Origin of the sequence: Methylobacter sp. S3L5C, assembly GCF_022788635.1 — a bacterium.
Classification (GTDB): Bacteria; Pseudomonadota; Gammaproteobacteria; order Methylococcales; family Methylomonadaceae; genus Methylobacter_C.
Window position 1 is genome coordinate 3,972,778 of the sequence record NZ_CP076024.1, and the last position, 19,342, is coordinate 3,992,119.

At 42.9% G+C, this 19,342-nt stretch carries 12 protein-coding genes, 2 tRNA genes, 3 rRNA genes and 1 other RNA gene; 3 read left to right on the plus strand and 15 right to left on the minus strand.

Annotation, left to right across the window (positions count from 1 at the left end):
• Positions 1 to 118 precede the first annotated feature (118 nt).
• Positions 119 to 2,620, plus strand: a complete 2,502-nt coding sequence (locus tag KKZ03_RS18010) for a glycogen/starch/alpha-glucan phosphorylase (RefSeq protein ID WP_243218164.1) — start codon at positions 119 to 121, stop codon at positions 2,618 to 2,620.
• A gap of 478 nt (positions 2,621 to 3,098) precedes the next feature.
• Here KKZ03_RS18010 and rrf read toward each other — a convergent pair.
• The 6 genes from rrf to KKZ03_RS18040 form a co-directional block, all read right to left on the minus strand.
• Positions 3,099 to 3,214 (minus strand): 5S ribosomal RNA (gene rrf, locus KKZ03_RS18015).
• A gap of 228 nt (positions 3,215 to 3,442) precedes the next feature.
• Positions 3,443 to 6,335: ribosomal RNA gene (locus KKZ03_RS18020) — 23S ribosomal RNA — on the minus strand.
• 388 nt (positions 6,336 to 6,723) lie between these two features.
• Positions 6,724 to 6,799, minus strand: a tRNA-Ala gene (locus tag KKZ03_RS18025).
• A gap of 74 nt (positions 6,800 to 6,873) precedes the next feature.
• Positions 6,874 to 6,950: transfer RNA gene (locus tag KKZ03_RS18030), tRNA-Ile, on the minus strand.
• Positions 6,951 to 7,018: 68 nt separating this feature from the next.
• Positions 7,019 to 8,553, minus strand: a 16S ribosomal RNA gene (locus KKZ03_RS18035).
• The 16S, 23S and 5S rRNA genes sit together here with 2 tRNA genes alongside, the layout of an rRNA operon.
• A gap of 340 nt (positions 8,554 to 8,893) precedes the next feature.
• Positions 8,894 to 9,358, minus strand: coding sequence for a tRNA (cytidine(34)-2'-O)-methyltransferase (locus tag KKZ03_RS18040; protein WP_243218165.1), 465 nt, complete (start codon positions 9,356 to 9,358; stop codon positions 8,894 to 8,896).
• 190 nt (positions 9,359 to 9,548) lie between these two features.
• Between KKZ03_RS18040 and KKZ03_RS18045 the strand changes: the two genes are divergently transcribed.
• Positions 9,549 to 10,547 (plus strand): hydrolase, encoded by a 999-nt coding sequence (locus KKZ03_RS18045; RefSeq protein WP_243218166.1) that lies wholly within the window; start codon positions 9,549 to 9,551, stop codon positions 10,545 to 10,547.
• Positions 10,548 to 10,574: 27 nt separating this feature from the next.
• Here KKZ03_RS18045 and KKZ03_RS18050 read toward each other — a convergent pair whose 3' ends face one another.
• The 7 genes from KKZ03_RS18050 to KKZ03_RS18080 form a co-directional block, all read right to left on the minus strand.
• Positions 10,575 to 10,913: a histidine triad nucleotide-binding protein gene (locus tag KKZ03_RS18050; RefSeq protein WP_243218167.1), complete on the minus strand. Its 339-nt coding sequence runs from the start codon at positions 10,911 to 10,913 to the stop codon at positions 10,575 to 10,577.
• A gap of 65 nt (positions 10,914 to 10,978) precedes the next feature.
• Positions 10,979 to 11,575, minus strand: a complete 597-nt coding sequence (gene recR, locus KKZ03_RS18055) for a recombination mediator RecR (protein WP_243218168.1) — start codon at positions 11,573 to 11,575, stop codon at positions 10,979 to 10,981.
• 1 nt (position 11,576) lies between these two features.
• Positions 11,577 to 11,900, minus strand: a complete 324-nt coding sequence (locus tag KKZ03_RS18060) for a YbaB/EbfC family nucleoid-associated protein (protein WP_243218169.1) — start codon at positions 11,898 to 11,900, stop codon at positions 11,577 to 11,579.
• A gap of 18 nt (positions 11,901 to 11,918) precedes the next feature.
• Positions 11,919 to 13,493, minus strand: a complete 1,575-nt coding sequence (gene dnaX / locus KKZ03_RS18065) for a DNA polymerase III subunit gamma/tau (RefSeq protein ID WP_243218170.1) — start codon at positions 13,491 to 13,493, stop codon at positions 11,919 to 11,921.
• A gap of 37 nt (positions 13,494 to 13,530) precedes the next feature.
• Positions 13,531 to 13,627, minus strand: an RNA gene (gene ffs, locus KKZ03_RS18070) — signal recognition particle sRNA small type.
• Positions 13,628 to 14,052: 425 nt separating this feature from the next.
• A complete protein-coding gene (locus tag KKZ03_RS18075; RefSeq protein ID WP_243221670.1) occupies positions 14,053 to 14,379 on the minus strand; it encodes a hypothetical protein in 327 nt (108 codons plus the stop codon).
• A gap of 119 nt (positions 14,380 to 14,498) precedes the next feature.
• Positions 14,499 to 15,167 carry a rhomboid family intramembrane serine protease gene (locus KKZ03_RS18080; RefSeq protein ID WP_243218171.1) on the minus strand — a complete coding sequence of 223 codons (669 nt, stop codon included), beginning with the start codon at positions 15,165 to 15,167 and terminating at the stop codon, positions 14,499 to 14,501.
• Between the two features lie 228 nt (positions 15,168 to 15,395).
• Between KKZ03_RS18080 and KKZ03_RS18085 the strand changes: the two genes are divergently transcribed.
• Positions 15,396 to 16,745, plus strand: coding sequence for a DEAD/DEAH box helicase (locus tag KKZ03_RS18085; protein WP_243218172.1), 1,350 nt, complete (start codon positions 15,396 to 15,398; stop codon positions 16,743 to 16,745).
• Positions 16,746 to 16,965: 220 nt separating this feature from the next.
• On the opposite strand, the gene KKZ03_RS18090 is transcribed toward KKZ03_RS18085, so the two are convergent.
• Entirely contained in the window at positions 16,966 to 17,412 is a 447-nt protein-coding gene (locus KKZ03_RS18090) for a TerB family tellurite resistance protein (RefSeq protein ID WP_243218173.1), read from the minus strand.
• 618 nt (positions 17,413 to 18,030) lie between these two features.
• Positions 18,031 to 18,873: an endonuclease/exonuclease/phosphatase family protein gene (locus KKZ03_RS18095; protein ID WP_243218174.1), complete on the minus strand. Its 843-nt coding sequence runs from the start codon at positions 18,871 to 18,873 to the stop codon at positions 18,031 to 18,033.
• Between the last annotated feature and the right edge of the window lie 469 nt (positions 18,874 to 19,342).

Consider the following 19,342-nt stretch of genomic DNA (forward strand, 5'->3'; position numbering starts at 1 on the left):
TGTAAAAATTTTATTTCTTTAAAATACTCTTAAACTAAATCTTACATGCGGTGTTTTTACACCATATAGTATAAAATAATTAAGGTCATTAAATATTAACTAATCCCCTGATAAAACTATGCCTCATAGACGATTCAAAAAAAGCCAACCCGTATTTTCAATTACGACACTTCCCGATTTAGGTAATGATAAAAATGAAATAATCAGCGATTTTAAGCGCTATTATGGCCACAGACTCGGCAGAGATGAAGACTGTAGATCAATTCATTATGTCTATGAAGCTTTATCCATGGTAATAAGCGATCGACTCACAGAGCGCTGGAAAAAAACTTATAACAGCTATAAAAAAGAGGATTGTAAGAAAGCCTATTATTTATCAATGGAATTTTTAATGGGCCGAACGCTCAGTAATGCCATGTTAAATCTGGGTATAACAGATAATGTATCACAAGCCATGTATGATTTGGGTCTTGATATTGAAGAGTTAATTGATGCAGAACCCGATGCCGGTTTAGGCAACGGTGGTTTGGGCCGTTTAGCGGCTTGTTTTATTGATAGCTGTGCAACCTTACAATTACCGGTAACCGGTTATGGCTTACGTTATGAATATGGCATGTTCTCCCAAACTATTGTTAATGGTGAACAAGTAGAAGAACCTGATCATTGGCTACGTAATGGCAATGTCTGGGAAATTGAACGTCTTGAGTACAAACAGCGTATTAAATTTGGTGGTCGTACCGAGCGCCATATTGATGACAAGGGCAAGATTCGGGTTAGTTGGGTCGATACTCACGACATAATCGCCGTACCTTTTGATACGCCAATTCCCGGCTACCAAAATGGTACAGTAAATACTTTGCGCTTATGGAAAGCGACAGCAACCGAAGAATTTGATTTACAAGAGTTTAATGCCGGTGATTATGCAGAATCAGTCGCTGCGCAAAATACCGCTGAAAATATTACCATGGTGCTGTATCCAAACGATGCCAATGAAAATGGTAAAGCACTGCGTCTACGCCAACAATATTTACTGGCTTCAGCCAGTTTGCAAGATATCCTTGAACTTTGGTCCGGTCGACATCACAATGATTTTTCCAAGTTTGCCGAAAAAAACTGTTTTCAATTAAACGATACCCATCCAAGTATAGCCGTAGCAGAACTGATGCGCCTGTTGATTGATAATCATGGCTTGGCATGGAATGAAGCTTGGGCAATTACCCGTAAGACCATGGCTTATACCAACCATACACTGTTACCAGAAGCATTGGAACGCTGGTCCGTCAATCTTTTTAAACAATTATTACCACGCTTAATGGAGATAATTTTTGAAATTAACGCCCATTTTCTGGTAGAAGTATCTGCGCGTTGGCCGGGTGATAAAGATCGGGTAACTCGCATGTCGCTAATTGAAGAAGGCGGTGATCAACACGTTAGAATTGCTTATTTAGCGATAGTGGGTAGCTATTCCGTAAATGGTGTTGCCGAATTACATTCAAAATTACTACAACAAGGCTTGTTTCATGATTTCTATGAGCTATGGCCGGAAAAATTTAATAATAAAACTAATGGCGTTACGCCACGCCGTTGGCTGGCTTCGTGTAATCCGGAACTGGCTGAATTAATTACAGAAACCATTAGTGATGCCTGGCTAACTGATTTATCGTTATTAAAAAAACTGGAGCTATACATTAACGATCAGGCGTTTTGCAAACGTTGGCATGAAGTTCAGCAAGCGGCCAAACAAAAGCTGATTGATTTTAAAAAGCAAGAGTTGGGGGTTGACTTAAATGTGAATGCTTTGTTTGATGTGCAAGTTAAACGGATTCACGAATATAAGCGCCAATTATTAAATGTTTTACACGTTATCCATCTTTATGAGCGTATCAAGCGTGGTGATACTGCAAACTGGACCGATCGTTGTGTATTGATTGGCGGTAAAGCGGCTCCCGGTTATTACATGGCAAAAAAAATTATCAAACTGATTAATAATGTTGCCCATGTTATTAATAACGATGCTGATGTAGGTGACAAATTAAAACTTGTTTTCCTGCCCAATTATCGAGTCTCTGCAATGGAAAAAATTTGCCCTGGCGCCGATCTTTCCGAGCAAATATCAACTGCCGGAAAAGAAGCTTCCGGCACGGGTAATATGAAATTCATGATGAACGGCGCATTGACCATTGGTACGCTGGATGGAGCCAATATCGAGATTCGTGAAGAAGTCGGTGATGATAATTTTTTCCTGTTTGGCTTAACTGAAGACCAGGTTGAAAATTTGCGAGGCCACTACAATCCCGTTGCAATCATTAATCAAGATAACGACCTAAAAAGGGTAATGGATATGCTTGAAACCGGACATTTTAACCAAGCGGAACCAGGTATTTTTGAAGGTATTATTGACTCAATGAAAAGCCCGCATGACCCTTGGGTAACTATTGCTGATTTCCGTAGCTTTGTTGACGCACAAAAACGTGTAGAAGCGGCTTTTCAGGATAAAGATCGCTGGACAAAAATGAGTATTATAAATTGTGCCAACAGTGGTAAATTCTCTACTGACAGAACGATTTCTGAATATAATAATGAGTTATGGAAACTCACTCCTATTCATGTTCCTAAATAGCTTTTCACTACTATTTCTCCATAAATCTAATATGGAAACAATACAACCAGCTTATTGTTTCTACCAAGCTAAATTGTAGTAAAAACTCTAACTGTCGTGATTGATACGTCAAGTCATTGTAATAAACTTGTTCCAATTCACTTACAGGATTGGAACAAGTTTAAACTGACTGAAGATATGATAAGTCAAGAGTAGTGACCGATGACAATTTAGTTTGTCGGAAAATATATTTGTAATTTGATTCAAAACTACCTAATCAATATTAGAGCTGAATTACAACTAATTTTTAAAGTCATCAAATTAAGTCTATACGGCTAAATCCAATCTCCTCACCAAGTCTCATAACTTCTTGTTATAAAGATAAATCAACAATTAAATATTGATAACACTTCTAAAATGTATAGTTTCGCCGGACATAGCTTTCGGAATTTTTGGCAAAAAAAAACCCAAGAGATTATCTTGGGTTTTTAATTTAAGCGCTTGGCAATTCCCTACTTTCGCATGGCAAACTGCCACACTATCATCGGCGCTAAGCGGTTTCACTTCCGAGTTCGGGATGGGATCGGGTGGTTCACGCTCGCTATGGTCACCAAGCAAACTGGTGTCGCCTCAGGCTATTTTATTTGCCTGTCGACGGTCTTCGCTGTGCGGTTAAACACAACGCTGGAAATCTGTAACACTTTTTTGGTTAGCTTCATATCAACTAACTTTTTGCTGCTTTTTTTGTGTTCTTTTTTACAGTGATTAGCGATAATCGGCTGGCCAGAACAGTTATTGCTAACCGTCCCGGCGTATAACTCGCCCAAACTGATTGGGTGTTATATGGTCAAGCCTCACGGGCAATTAGTACACGTTAGCTTCACACATTACTGCGCTTCCACACCGTGCCTATCAACCTGGTAGTCTTCCAGGGCCCTTCAGGGGACTCATGGTCCCAGTGAGATCTCATCTTGGGAGGGGCTTCCCGCTTAGATGCTTTCAGCGGTTATCCTGTCCGAACGTAGCTACCCGGCAATGCCATTGGCATGACAACCGGAACACCAGAGGTTCGTCCACTCCGGTCCTCTCGTACTAGGAGCAGCTTCCCTCAAATCTCAAACGCCCACGGCAGATAGGGACCGAACTGTCTCACGACGTTCTGAACCCAGCTCGCGTACCACTTTAAATGGCGAACAGCCATACCCTTGGGACCTGCTTCAGCCCCAGGATGTGATGAGCCGACATCGAGGTGCCAAACACCGCCGTCGATATGAACTCTTGGGCGGTATCAGCCTGTTATCCCCGGAGTACCTTTTATCCGTTGAGCGATGGCCCTTCCATACAGAACCACCGGATCACTATGACCTACTTTCGTACCTGCTCGATGTGTCTATCTCGCAGTCAAGCACCCTTATGCCATTGCACTCATTGCCTGATTTCCGACCAGGCTGAGGGTACCTTCGTGCTCCTCCGTTACTCTTTAGGAGGAGACCGCCCCAGTCAAACTACCCACCAGACACTGTCCCCAATCCAGATAATGGATCCAGGTTAGAACTTCAAATAAACCAGGGTGGTATTTCAAGGTTGACTCCACCAAAACTAGCGTTCCGGCTTCTAAGTCTCCCACCTATCCTACACAAATCGATTCAAAGTCCAGTGTCAAGCTATAGTAAAGGTTCACGGGGTCTTTCCGTCTAGCCGCGGGTATACGGCATCTTCACCGCAATTTCAATTTCACTGAGTCTCGGCTGGAGACAGTGTGGCCATCGTTACGCCATTCGTGCAGGTCGGAACTTACCCGACAAGGAATTTCGCTACCTTAGGACCGTTATAGTTACGGCCGCCGTTTACTGGGGCTTCGATCAAGAGCTTCTCCGAAGATAACCCCATCAATTAACCTTCCAGCACCGGGCAGGCGTCACACCCTATACTTCCTCTTCCGAGTTTGCAGAGTGCTATGTTTTTGCTAAACAGTCGCAGCCACCATTTTATTGCAACCCTCTTCAGCTCCATCCGCAAGGGACTTCACTTACCAAGGGCATACCTTCTCCCGAAGTTACGGTATCATTTTGCCTAGTTCCTTCAGCCGAGTTCTCTCAAGCGCCTTAGAATTCTCATCCCACCCACCTGTGTCGGTTTGGGGTACGGCTACTAGTAACCTGAAGCTTAGAGGTTTTTCTTGGAAGCATGGCATCAATCACTTCGTCTCTCCGAGGAGAGTCTCGTCATCACGTCTCAGAATAGAGGTTCCCGGATTTGCCTAAGAACCCTCCCTACTCGCTTAAACTGACACTTCCAACCGTCAGCTGACCTAGCCTTCTCCGTCACCCCATCGCAGTTACTACTAGTGCAGGAATATTAACCTGCTTTCCATCGACTACGCTTTTCAGCCTCGCCTTAGGTACCGACTAACCCTGCGTCGATTAGCGTTGCGCAGGAAACCTTGGGTTTTCGGCGTGGGGGTTTTTCACCCCCATTATCGTTACTCATGTCAGCATTCGCACTTCTGATACCTCCAGCAAACTTCTCAGTTCACCTTCGCAGGCGTACAGAACGCTCCTCTACCGCTCATCTAAAAGATGAACCCGTAGCTTCGGTACTATGCTTAGCCCCGGTAAATCTTCCGCGCAGACCGACTCGACCAGTGAGCTATTACGCTTTCTTTAAAGGATGGCTGCTTCTAAGCCAACCTCCTGGCTGTCTGGGCCTTTCCACATCGTTTCCCACTGAGCATAGATTTTGGGACCTTAGCTGACGGTCTGGGCTGTTTCCCTTTCCACGACGGACCTTATCACCCGCCGTGTGTCTCCCGTGCTCAAACTTGTTGGTATTCGGAGTTTGCATCGGGTTGGTAAGTCGAGATGACCCCCTAGCCGAAACAGTGCTCTACCCCCAACAGTTATACACGAGGCGCTACCTAAATAGCTTTCGAGGAGAACCAGCTATCTCCGAGCTTGATTAGCCTTTCACTCCGATCCACAGCTCATCCCCGCATTTTTCAACATACGTGGGTTCGGCCCTCCAGTAAGTATTACCTCACCTTCAGCCTGGCCATGGATAGATCGCCCGGTTTCGGGTCTAATCCCAGCGACTAAACGCCCTATTAAGACTCGCTTTCGCTACGCCTCCCCTATTCGGTTAAGCTTGCCACTGAGATTAAGTCGCTGACCCATTATACAAAAGGTACGCAGTCACACCACGAGGGTGCTCCCACTGCTTGTACGCATACGGTTTCAGGATCTATTTCACTCCCCTCTCCGGGGTTCTTTTCGCCTTTCCCTCACGGTACTGGTTCACTATCGGTCAGTAAGGAGTATTTAGCCTTGGAGGATGGTCCCCCCATGTTCAGTCAAAGTTTCACGTGCTCCGACCTACTCGTTTTCACTGTATAGCGTTTTCGTGTACGGGGCTATCACCCTGTATCGCCAGACTTTCCAGACTGTTCCACTAACAACTATACAACTTAAGGGCTAATCCCCGTTCGCTCGCCGCTACTAGGGGAATCTCGGTTGATTTCTTTTCCTCCGGGTACTTAGATGTTTCAGTTCTCCGGGTTCGCTTCATGCAGCTATGTATTCACTGCAAGATGACGTGCTGATGCACGCCGGGTTTCCCCATTCGGAAATTCTCGGATCAAAGTTAGTTTGCAAACTCCCCGAGACTTATCGCATGCTACAACGTCCTTCATCGCCTCTTACTGCCTAGGCATCCACCGTATGCGCTTATTCACTTGACCATATAACCCCAATAAGTCTGTTTTCGCCAACCAATCAGCCAACAGGGTATTTTCTGTTGCTTGACTGGCCGGTTAACAGCATTACGTGTTATACCGATCAGCTTTCTTAATCGCTTTTTTCTGTTTTTGAGAACTCATTCGCGTGAGCATCTGTGCTTTTGTATACCAACAAGTTTTGCCAATTAATTGCTTAATCCGGCAAGGCTTGCTACTATCCGCTGACACTGTCGCTGCACGCGAACTCGTTGCGTAATCTTGTCACCTTTACAGATCAAGATTACGTTGTTACAGATTTCCAAATTGTTAAAGAGCTATTCGTGTATTCAATAAATACACCAATTCTATAAGGTCTCTGCCGATTCTTAAGTGAATCGAAACGTTATAGAATTGGTGGAGCTAAGCGGGATCGAACCGCTGACCCCCTGCGTGCAAGGCAGGTGCTCTCCCAGCTGAGCTATAGCCCCAATGTGTCTTGCTTATGCTTGCGCTGCTGCTTACTGACATCCCCGGGCCACATCACGCTTACCTTGCGGCAAGATGGTGGGCCTGGGTGGACTCGAACCACCGACCTCACCCTTATCAGGGGTGCGCTCTAACCAACTGAGCTACAGGCCCTGGGCTCATACTGCGTCTGATCAAAATAATTTGTTGTGGATACGCATGATGACGATAGACCATCTTTGTAAGGAGGTGATCCAGCCCCAGGTTCCCCTAGGGCTACCTTGTTACGACTTCACCCCAGTCATGAATCACAAAGTGGTGAGCGCCCTCCCGAAGGTTAGACTACCCACTTCTTTTGCAACCCACTCCCATGGTGTGACGGGCGGTGTGTACAAGGCCCGGGAACGTATTCACCGCGACATTCTGATTCGCGATTACTAGCGATTCCGACTTCATGGAGTCGAGTTGCAGACTCCAATCCGGACTAAGACCGGCTTTCTGGGATTTGCTTACTGTCGCCAGTTCGCAGCCCTCTGTACCGGCCATTGTAGCACGTGTGTAGCCCTACCCATAAGGGCCATGATGACTTGACGTCGTCCCCACCTTCCTCCGGTTTATCACCGGCAGTCTCCCTAGAGTTCCCGGCATTACCCGCTGGCAACTAAGGACAAGGGTTGCGCTCGTTACGGGACTTAACCCAACATCTCACGACACGAGCTGACGACAGCCATGCAGCACCTGTCTCAGAGCTCCCGAAGGCACTCTACTATCTCTAACAGATTCTCTGGATGTCAAGGGTAGGTAAGGTTCTTCGCGTTGCATCGAATTAAACCACATGCTCCACCGCTTGTGCGGGCCCCCGTCAATTCATTTGAGTTTTAACCTTGCGGCCGTACTCCCCAGGCGGTCGACTTAATGCGTTAGCTGCGCCACTAATCCTGTAAATAGGACCAACGGCTAGTCGACATCGTTTACGGCGTGGACTACCAGGGTATCTAATCCTGTTTGCTACCCACGCTTTCGTACCTCAGCGTCAGTTTTAGTCCAGGGAGTCGCCTTCGCCACTGGTGTTCCTTCAGATATCTACGCATTTCACCGCTACACCTGAAATTCCACTCCCCTCTACTAAACTCTAGTCCGCCAGTTTCAAATGCAGTTCCCAGGTTGAGCCCAGGGCTTTCACATCTGACTTAACGAACCACCTACGCACGCTTTACGCCCAGTAATTCCGATTAACGCTCGCACCCTCCGTATTACCGCGGCTGCTGGCACGGAGTTAGCCGGTGCTTCTTCTAAAGGTAATGTCAAGCTACCGGGTATTGACCGGCAGGTTTTCCTCCCAATTGAAAGTGCTTTACAACCCTAAGGCCTTCTTCACACACGCGGTATTGCTGGATCAGGCTTTCGCCCATTGTCCAATATTCCCCACTGCTGCCTCCCGTAGGAGTCTGGGCCGTGTCTCAGTCCCAGTGTGGCTGATCGTCCTCTCAGACCAGCTATAGATCGTCGCCTTGGTAGGCCTTTACCCTACCAACTAGCTAATCTAACGCAGGCTCATCTCATAGCGAAAGGTCCGAAGATCCCCTCCTTTCCCCCGTAGGGCGTATGCGGTATTAGCGTGGGTTTCCCCACGTTGTCCCCCACTATAAGGCAGATTCCTACGCGTTACTCACCCGTCCGCCACTCGTCAGCGCCCGAAGGCCTGTTACCGTTCGACTTGCATGTGTTAAGCATACCGCCAGCGTTCAATCTGAGCCATGATCAAACTCTTCAGTTTAAATCAGTTTGCCACTCAATAAGATGAGTAGCCAATCTTGGCTCGACTACAAAACTAAACGTTAAAAATTACTTCTTAATGTGTTGTCTTTGTGTCGATTATTTTTTAACAGCCTAACAATCACCACAAGTACCCACACAAATTATTTTGATCAAGTTGTTAAAGAGCGTTGGTGCCGCAGCACCGTTGAGTCCGGCAATTATACAGAGCGGATTCGGTTTGTCAACCCCTTGTCGACATTGCCTGTTGCTGTCCTGGTTCAGGGTCAAACTACGTTACCCCGAACAAGCCGGCCATTATAGCCTACCTGAACAACTTGTCAACAGCTGAATAACTTAAATTACTGACAACCTGCAAATCCTAGTTGCCCCCAAGCCTCGTAACTAACAATAGCCACGGCATTTGATAAGTTTATGCTGCGATTATTTGGCCTCATAGGTATTTTCAATTGATGACTTAACGCAATACTATTTCGTATATCCTCAGGTAGTCCGGCAGTTTCAGACCCAAATAACAAAACATCATCCGCCTGATATTTGACTTTATTATATGACTGACTGCCTTTTGTTGTTAAGGCAAATAGCCTGTGCCCCTGCATCGCTTTTATAAAAGTATGATAATCCGCATGACAGGTAACATTTGCCAAATCAAAATAATCAAGACCGGATCGACGTAGATTCTTTTCCTCAAGATCAAAACCCAACGTACCAATTAAATGAAGATTGCAGCCGTTATTAGCAGTAAGCCTAATAATATTCCCTGTATTTTGAGGAATTCTTGGCTCATAGAGTGCAATATTAAACATATCTTTAGGTGTTTTTATTCAAAGAAGTTGATTTATGGATGATTATATTATCATTTTAAAAACTTGAGGATTAAATCATTACCAGAATTTTATAGAAACTCCATGTACAAACAAACACTTAGCTTCTATACTGAAGCTTCAGCTCAGCAAGCCTGAAATAACACCTTTGGTAGGAATAATTTTACGTTTTATGTTAATCAAAACAACTTTCAAACCTGCCTGGTGGCTGAATAACACCCACTTACAAACGCTATACCCCGCGCTAATGCGCAAAGCGCGATTACCCTTAGGATTGCGACGCGAGCGATTAATAACACCGGACAATGATTTTATTGATATTGATTGGTGTGGCGAAGGCAGTCAACCGCTAATTATTTTATTACATGGCTTAACAGGCAGCTCTCAGTCGGTCTACATCAGAGGCTTACAGAGCGTTTTATTACAGCAAGGGTTTCGTAGTGTCGCATTAAATTTTCGTGGTTGCAGTGGTGATTATAACTATTCAGCGCGGTTTTATCACTCAGGAGAAACTGAAGATATTCATTTTCTCTATCAAACCTTACGCCGACGCGAACCTCATACACCTTTCGCAGTCGTTGGTTTCTCATTAGGAGGCAATGTACTATTAAAATGGCTGGGTGAGCAAAACAATAGCTTATCGTTATTTGCCGCTATAGCCGTTTCTGTGCCTTTTGTATTAGGTGCTTGCGCAACCCGACTGGATAAAGGCTTTTCAAGGCTTTATCGCAAAAAATTACTACGCGAATTAAAAGACCATGTCCAAGACAAACAACGACATTTGGAAGCAATTGGCCAATACCAGGAAGCCGGTAAAATTGAACAACTAGGGGATCTGTCACCTATTAAATCTTTTTGGCAGTATGATAATCAGGTAGTCGCAAAATTATATGGCTTTAAAAATGTACACGACTATTATCAACGCTCCAGTTCTCGACAATTTCTTAAATCGATAACAACAACCACTTTATTGATTCAAGCACTTGATGATCCCTTTATGACGGCAGATGTTATTCCTAAATTGGATGAGCTATCATCAAGCATTCATCTGGAAATTACCCAAGGTGGCGGGCACGTAGGCTTTATTTGCGGCGAAATACCTTTCAAGCCAAATTACTGGTTAGAGCAACGTATTCCTGACTTTTTAAAACAACAGCTAACTCATCAATAAGCACCTTGCTCACCAAAATAATTTAATTTAACCAGGAGGCCAGATCATTTGTCGACCGCCCAGCAAATGCAAGTGCAGATGATAAACATCTTGACCGCCTTTTTTATTGCAGTTAAATACGGTTCTATAGCCCTCTTCAGACAAACCTTCCTGTCTGGCTAATTTTATGGCAACTTGCAATAATTGACCGGCCAGCAAGGTATCATTCAGAGCATTCAAGTTGGCAATATGCAACTTGGGAATAATAAGAATATGCACAGGGGCTTGAGGATTTATGTCCCTAAATGCCAAAACCGTATCATCTTCAAAAACGACATCCGGCTTAATTTCACCAGCAACCATTTTGCAAAATAAACACTGAGTCATAACCATCACTCCTTATAATTTTAGCTATCTGACACTTATATGAATCATATAATAGGGAAGGCACGCTAAATTTCTTTTCGGCCTTTAAATGCATGCGATAGCGTACCACTATCTATAAACTCAAGCTCACCACCCATCGGCACACCATGCGCTATTCTACTGGCCTGAACCTGATATTTTTTGGCTATCTCGCCAATAAAGTAAGCTGTCGCCTCGCCCTCTACTGTTGAATTGGTCGCCAAAATCAACTCTTTAACGCTACCGGTTGCCAAACGCTGCTCAAGCAAATCGAGACCCAACTCATCAGGACCAATACCATCCAGTGGCGACAAGCGCCCATGCAATACAAAATAACAACCTTTAAATTGGGTAGCCTGATCGACGATCCAAACATCAGCGGGACTTTCAACGATACAAATAAGGGAATCATCTCTTGAACTGTCTGCACAAATTTCACAAAACGGATACTCAGTAAGCGTTCGGCATTGCTCACAATGACCAATTTTATCAATCGCCTGCAGAACTGTTTCTGCCAGATTTCTTGCGCCATTACGATCGCGCTGGAGTAAATAAAAAGCCATACGTTGCGCTGTTTTGGGACCAACGCCGGGTAAACAACATAAATTTTGTATTAGCTGCCCTAATAAGCCTTTTTTGTGCATATTAGAAAGGCAGTTGAAATCCGGGAGGTAAGGGAATTCCAGCAGTTACATCAGCCATTTTTTCTTTTTTTAATTTACCAACTTTATTCACTGCGTCATTAATAGCCGCAGCAATAAGATCCTCAAGCATATCTCTATCGTCGCCCAACAGCGAATCATCAATAGTTACTTTTCTGGCTTCGCGCTTCCCCGTCATGACAATAGTCACTAAACCGCCGCCTGATTCACCTAACACTTGCATTAACCCCAACTCTTCTTGAGCCTTTTTCACATCTTCCTGCATTTTTTGGGCTTGCTGCATGATATTACCTAACGCATTTTTCATTTCTTTCCTCTTTTAATTTTACAAAGGCTCTATGGTGCCAGGTAAAACCCGCGCATCAAAACGATCTTTTAAAGCCTGAATGTTATGATCTGAATGAATAAACTCAACCGCCGATTGTTGCTTATCTTCACGCTCTTTGGTCAGCTGGACCGCCGGCGTATCCTGGGTAATTTTTTTAGCATTGATGACCAACTTAAGCGGCGCCCCACGATAGACTTGCAATGTTTTTTGCAAGGTTTCTTCTGCTCGAGCACCTCTGATATGACCTGGATCGACTATCAAGGAGCAAACTTTATCATCAATACTTTCCAATACACAATTACTTGCAAACTCTTTGGTTAGACCACTCAGCTTCATCGCTACAATCATTGATAACCAATCATTACTGCCAGCATTAACAGACACCTCATTACGCGGCACTACTGCCGTCACAACCGGCGTAAGCATTTTTACCTGAGGCTTGCTGACAGCTGACTGAATTTTAATGGATTTTATACTGCCCTGCACCAACGTTACCGGCTTAAATGTCAGCATACGCAACATAACCATTTCAAAACCGCTGCGTGGATCGGGGGCCAGATCAAGATCTCTTCGCCCCACCAGACCGATTTGATAAAAAAGCTGAACATCTTCGGGGGTTAACTGGCCTGACAAGGCAGCGATCATATCAACATCAAAATCGCGATCAACGGCACCCGGCACTTGCTGAACCAAGGCAACACGATGCAGGATTTGTAATATTTGATGTAAAATTTCACCAAAATCAGGCGTTAAGTTAGCAATTTCATTGATTTTATCCAGAATATCAACTACATCGCCACGAGCCAAAGCGCTTAATATGTCATTAACCGGTTGCTGCGCAACTGTGCCAAGCATCGCCCTGACATCATCAGCAGGAACCTTACCATTACCATAGACGATAGCTTGATCCAACAGACTTAAACCATCACGCATACTGCCATCAGCAGCGCGGGATAATAATTTTAACGCGGCAGGTTCAAATTCAATCGCTTCCTGCTGAAGGATAAACTCCATTTGCGAACAAATCTGCGCTGGAAGCAATCGCTTTAGATTAAATTGCAAACAACGGGACAACACAGTAACAGGAATTTTATGAGGATCTGTTGTTGCCAACAAGAACTTGACATGCGGCGGCGGCTCTTCCAGCGTTTTTAATAACGCATTAAAGCTATGCCCGGACAACATGTGCACTTCATCGATTATATAAACTTTATAGCGTCCATGACTGGGCGCATATTGGGCGTTATCGAGTAAATCGCGGGTATCTTCAACTTTAGTGCGGGATGCTGCATCAACTTCAATTAAATCTAAAAACCGTCCTTCATCAAGATCCCGGCAAACGCTACAAACGCCACAAGGATTAAATTCCTGGAGATTTTCACAATTGATAGCTTTAGCAAGAATTCTGGCAATGGTAGTTTTACCTACGCCACGCGTTCCAGTAAATAAATAAGCATGATGGAGCCGATTATGTTGCAAAGCGTTAATTAACGACTTTACTACATGCTCTTGTCCGACGACTTCAGTAAAATTGTGAGGACGCCATTTTCTGGCAAGAACCTGATAATTCATTGCAGGCTCGAAAAATAGTGGGGGTATTGGGCGGTAATCATACCAGCCACATCCCGGCACACGAATCTGCTGCTACCGTTGCTTCCTTCCGGACCTGGCGGGGTTTACAGCGTATCGTTGCGAGAGGACCGACATGATCACCATTATGCTTTAGCCGTACTGGCTAAAAGATGGCTATTATGATTGATAAAATTTTATAACACAAGCTAATAAATCATGATTTTTTAAAAAAAGTGTCATCAGCTTTCACTATCACTCTTAAAATGTCCTTTTCAGAAGACTCACAATAAATAAAACACGCTTTATAGGGTGTGCTTTTTTGTTTACAGCACATTCTATAAAAGTAATAATTTATTTTTGTGTCTTGCCTGAAATAAAAACTATAAAGAAGCAGTTGACGACAACATTGTTAGGAATCGCTTTCTATGAAGCCACGAAATTAAAGACACATTTATGACAACAGCTTTGAAAAATACTTTGCTAGCAATTAAAAATTTTTTTAAACAGGCATAAAAAAAGGCATGTCATTTTCGGCACGCCCTTTTTTACAATCAAAAATTTAAGCTTTTACAGCATCAACGATGTCATTAAATGCATCAACTCTTAATTTAGCGGTCTTGATGAGCTCAACACCGGTATCAACAATCATTTTGCAAAGTCCGGGGGTTTTGTAAACAACAAAGCACAAATAACCAACAACCGGGATGGCAATTAAAGCGCCGATAAAACCATGAAGACCCAAAACACCCATCAATTTTATCAGCAATGCAATAGCATCTAGTGGCAGTAAAACCATCGCACCAAAATACACTATTACCATAAATATAAAGAGTACAAAAACTATAAACTGAAATAACCTTACCAACGCAACATTAACTTTTTTCATATTATTTTTCAATTTCCCGATAACTTTAAGAGCCTTTTTTAATCAGTAACAATGACTGATTGTTGTTGTTTTCATCAAAAAGCCCGACTTTTGAAGGTCAAAATTATACCTTAAAGCGATCAAATTACGTCATTTTTATTGCTTTTAAGAAAAACCCGATACAAAATCGACCCGGCAACAAACCCGCCCAAATGTGCCCACCAGGCGACACCTATCGTTACGCCTTCAAAAATAATGGAGGTTGTTGCATTATCCACTTGTAAAATAATCCACAAACCTAAAAAAGCAATAGCTGGCACATGAAACAACATTGGCGGAAAAAACACGATAACACGCTCAAGTGGATATAGAAAAAAATACGCGGCCAATACTCCAGCTATAGCGCCTGAGGCACCTATAACAGGAATATCCAGCAGAGGATCAAAATACCATTGCAAAAGTGTCGCAAAGACTCCGCACAGCAAATAAAAAATTAAAAACGGCAGTCGCCCCATTCTGTCTTCCACATTATCGCCAAAAATCCACATAAACCACATATTCATAAGTAGATGCGTCCAACTTGCATGTAAAAATAAATTGGTTACAAATGATAGATAGCCATCAAAAGGCAAGTTCTCCTGAAAAACGGAATACCGAATAGGCACCATACCATAACGATGCAACAGAGCAATAGCAGCCTGATCAGGCATTATTTTCATGGCGATAAAAATGCTAGTGCAGACCGCTATTATTCCCCAGGTCACATAAGGCTTTGCGTAACAAGGCGCGGTATCTCTAATCGGTATCATTGTTTTTATCCTTTTACGTCGTGAAAAACAAATGGAAGCGGAAATAAAATAAACCAACCGCATAAAATCACCAGTTCAAATTCAAAGCTTACCAGCTAAAACCCGATTTGCAATGCATTGGAGAATGTCCTGTTAATTTTAATCATAACGCCTTATAACAAAAAGCTTATAATGACACAAAATATCCGCAATTTATCACCTGCGTAACCCAACAACTACTCAAGATTCATGCAGCCTAATCCAACAGACACCCCGCTTTCTTTCTCAAGCTTATCCCTCGCTGAGCCCCTGCTTATAGCAGTCAGAAAACTAGGGTTTGAACAACCGACACCTGTGCAACAACAAGCCATTCCACCGGCTTTGGAGCACAAAGACTTACTGGTCAGTGCCGAAACCGGCAGCGGTAAAACCGCCGCATTTTTATTGCCTACACTGCATCACCTACTCACATTATCGACCAGAAAACCAGGTACGCGGGCACTCATACTGGCGCCTACGCGTGAACTGGCCCAGCAAATTTTTAAACAGTGCCAACAATTAATCGAATTTACCGATATTAAGGCCGGCATTATTACTGGTGGCGATGACTTCAGGCTACAGCAAAACATGCTGCGTAGAAATACGGAAATTGTTATTGCAACCCCCGGTCGTATTCTGGAATTGATGGGGCAGGAGATACCCAACTTTACCAATCTTGAAATTCTCATTCTGGATGAAGCCGATCGCATGCTGGATATGGGCTTTAGTGAAGACGTATTAACCATCACCAAAAGTTGTAATGAGCAAAGACAAACCTTATTGTTTTCTGCCACGCTAACCCATTTTGGCGTGATCAAAATGGCTGACAAGATTCTGCAAGATCATAAGGTAGTTGCCTTAAACACCTTGCACGACGGCCATCGCAATATCGAGCAACAAATTATAGTTGCCGACGATAACAACCATAAACAAAAGTTGTTAGCCTGGTTACTGCTTAATGAAACCTACGACAAAGCACTGGTATTTACCAATAGCCGGATTCAGGCAGATCTGCTACGCGGCCCGTTGCGGGGACAAAAACTTCGTGTCGGCGTACTGCATGGTGAAATGGATCAAAAAGATCGCAACCGCATGATGCAACTTTTCCGCGAAGGCGAAGTTAAAGTCATGGTGGCTACAGATCTTGCCGCCCGTGGTCTTGATATTAAAGGTATCAATCTGGTGATTAATTTTGATGTACCTAGAAACGGTATCAATTATATACATCGCATAGGCCGTACCGGAAGGGTTGATGAACTGGGACTAACCATAGCGCTGGTAAAAAGCACCGAATGGAATTTGATGTCAGGTATTGAACGTTTCTTAAAACAGAAATTTAAACACCGCACCATTAAAGAGCTTGAAGGCAAGTATAAAGGTCCAAAAAAACTGAAAGCATCAGGCAAAGCGGCCGGTATAAAAAATAAAATAGAACCCAAAAAAGTAGCAGCAGAAAAAATCAAAATACGCGATAGAGACAAGAAAAATATCGGTAAACGCCGCGCTGCCAGCGCTCAACCTGACCTACCACAGACAGAACAGCAAGAACAAAAAGACTAACGAGTAAACACACATACACAAAAAAGAACAGTGCCCACAAAAAGCATGAAAAAAAATGGCCTGTCTTGATTGAAGCGTTGGAAATCGTTGACGAGTTCAACAAGGTTGCCTCGGTAACGATGCGTCCTTTGCTCGGGTCGACCTGACTTTGTGATTTACTTGCTGCCACAATCTGTGGCAGCCGATTCAAGATAGCATGTTATTAGAACAAGCTATACAATTAACCTGCCACCCTGTTTTTTGCCATAATAAAAGCGGTATGAGGTACATATAGAAGGTCGGCAATTTTTCGTACCAGATATTCTTCGTTCATATCTAATACGCCATCAACAAAAGCAATTTTCCATAACGCTTCGATTAAGCCAACTTTTTGCTCCAGATTATATTCCTTATTAATTAAGGACGTAAATTGAAAATAATCAGTTGCCTGTATTCTTTGTTGTTCGGCTAAAGCCAGCAGAGCCGTTGTTTGTTCAGCCGTTAATGAAAAATTTTGATGAATTAAGGATAAAATAATTTCCTGTTCTTTTGGCTCAACTTTATCATCCATGTACATCATTTCCAAAAATAAAACAACCGTCGCAAGTTGTAGCTTTTCTTCCAGAGATTCATCAGGCGCTGAAAGCATCAAATGTTGCTCAAAAAAAAGTTTTATCTGGTTCAGCATGTTTTAAAAATTCCACTGTTATTGTAAGTTAACAACTATTTACTTCAGTTTACTAATCTGATCAATATTATCTTGTGCCGCACGATGCCCTTGATCCGCAAACTCAAGAGCCCTGGTTTCGTTCTTTGGTAGGCATAACCCATTCCATAAAGATAAGCGAGCTCGTATTGTGCATCAGGATCTCCTTGCTGCGCTTATCTTTGCAATTGCGTGATATTGTCTTCTGTCACAGTAGAGACGGCTTTTTCTAAAGGTTGCTATCTTCGTCCTTTTCATTACAAGCGACAAATACTTACCATTATTACAACAATAGCAATCCGGCTTATTTGTTGATAGAGTGATGGCATGATTTATGTTTCTATTAAAAAATAAAAAATTAGTACAGCATCTTAATTTCCGGTAATTTATTTTTTATAAATGCTGAATTCCGCAACTTTAGGTCTTATGTTGCTTAAGTCCAGTCATCATCGCCGTCACTTAATTACTCATCTCTCCATAAGGAAGTGTCCGCGATACCAAAGTCCGAACCGCCCATGTCGTCATTATCGCTCAGACTTCTTGCTCTCAAATAAAATAACTCGATCATAAATTCCGTACACATAACCGCGCAGAGTGCGATCAAAACATCTCAAAACTTGCCAGATAGCCAAAATGATCGGAAACGATTGGATAGAAATCGTCATTAAAGATGACCTTCATGGCTTTAATTTGCATAGGATTACCTTTGCGTTTAAATATATAATCAATGCGTTTGGGGGGATAGTTTTTCCATCCATCTATTTGGCCATGATAGCTGGGCTGATAAAATCGATGGGGATATAATTCGTGAAATTGATCCACATAGTATTGATTACCGACAATGTGGTTATAAGCATGATCCCCGGCAGGCGCATTAAAATCACCAACAATCAAATCGCCTCTGACACCAAAATGCAAACGTGAGTGGATCAGTTTTTGGAGATTATTATATTCCTCATAAAAACCATGATGTGCCCAACTTAAGTGAACATTAGAAATATGCAATAATCCGAACCATGGAACATCGATACACGACACAGTAATATTTCGAGACATATAATTATCTTTTCGATGATCGTTAGAAACATAGGCTGAAAAATTGTGCTGCATCGGATAACGACTCATGATGGCGGTACCTTCTCGCCAACGATCAAAACCGATATGACTCCAGTCCTGATGAATATGATACCAAAGACCCCACTGACGTAATTTACTACAAATTCGAAAAGCCATGTTGGATGATGATTCGCCGTAAGGACTTACGATGGGATCATGCATATGCTCCCCAACCTCTTGAAAACAAATAACATCAATTTTTAAGTGAGCAATTGCCTCGGCGATAATATATACCTCGCGCTCATGTTGGTGCATCGTTTCAAAGCAACAGTAACGAGGGTGTTCCTGATAGGTATGCAGATTAAGTGTCAGCAGCGATAGTTTCATAAAGTCGGCTTGTTAAACGTAATGATTAGTGCTTCAGGATTCGTTTAATTTTAGTGTATCGTACCAAGGTGATTTGATAGCTCTAAATTTTCCACCCATGTTCCATGACATAATTGACGAGACAGTATGAATTAAACTAGCCACCGGTGAAAAAAAAAACCGGTTTATCTTCCCGGCAACGCAATTGAATAGTTTACATAAGGTAAACTAACAGCCTTATCAATACTAAAAAACACTTAATTAACGGTTATAGTAAATTACTAATATGTAGGTTTTATGACCAAATAAAGATCTCGTGTGCTCCCTCATAAACTTTCTTTACCTGCCGATTTAATCGGGATTCAACGATAGCTTTGCCAATTCCCCGATTAGCAACACTTACCAAGAGAGTTTATTTTTGATTTTCATGGTAATTATCTTTGTTTTTATAAGATAATAATCAAAACTACTTGGTGCATACAAGTTTTCA

Bases quoted from the DNA above. Each gene is read 5' to 3' on its own strand.
- KKZ03_RS18010 (WP_243218164.1), top strand. From the start codon at position 119: ATGCCTCATAGACGATTCAAAAAAAGCCAACCCGTATTTTCAATTACG.
- KKZ03_RS18040 (WP_243218165.1), bottom strand. From the start codon at position 9,358: ATGTTTAATATTGCACTCTATGAGCCAAGAATTCCTCAAAATACAGGG.
- KKZ03_RS18045 (WP_243218166.1), top strand. From the start codon at position 9,549: ATGTTAATCAAAACAACTTTCAAACCTGCCTGGTGGCTGAATAACACC.
- KKZ03_RS18050 (WP_243218167.1), bottom strand. From the start codon at position 10,913: ATGACTCAGTGTTTATTTTGCAAAATGGTTGCTGGTGAAATTAAGCCG.
- recR (WP_243218168.1), bottom strand. From the start codon at position 11,575: ATGCACAAAAAAGGCTTATTAGGGCAGCTAATACAAAATTTATGTTGT.
- KKZ03_RS18060 (WP_243218169.1), bottom strand. From the start codon at position 11,900: ATGAAAAATGCGTTAGGTAATATCATGCAGCAAGCCCAAAAAATGCAG.
- dnaX (WP_243218170.1), bottom strand. From the start codon at position 13,493: ATGAATTATCAGGTTCTTGCCAGAAAATGGCGTCCTCACAATTTTACT.
- KKZ03_RS18075 (WP_243221670.1), bottom strand. From the start codon at position 14,379: ATGAAAAAAGTTAATGTTGCGTTGGTAAGGTTATTTCAGTTTATAGTT.
- KKZ03_RS18080 (WP_243218171.1), bottom strand. From the start codon at position 15,167: ATGATACCGATTAGAGATACCGCGCCTTGTTACGCAAAGCCTTATGTG.
- KKZ03_RS18085 (WP_243218172.1), top strand. From the start codon at position 15,396: ATGCAGCCTAATCCAACAGACACCCCGCTTTCTTTCTCAAGCTTATCC.
- KKZ03_RS18090 (WP_243218173.1), bottom strand. From the start codon at position 17,412: ATGCTGAACCAGATAAAACTTTTTTTTGAGCAACATTTGATGCTTTCA.
- KKZ03_RS18095 (WP_243218174.1), bottom strand. From the start codon at position 18,873: ATGAAACTATCGCTGCTGACACTTAATCTGCATACCTATCAGGAACAC.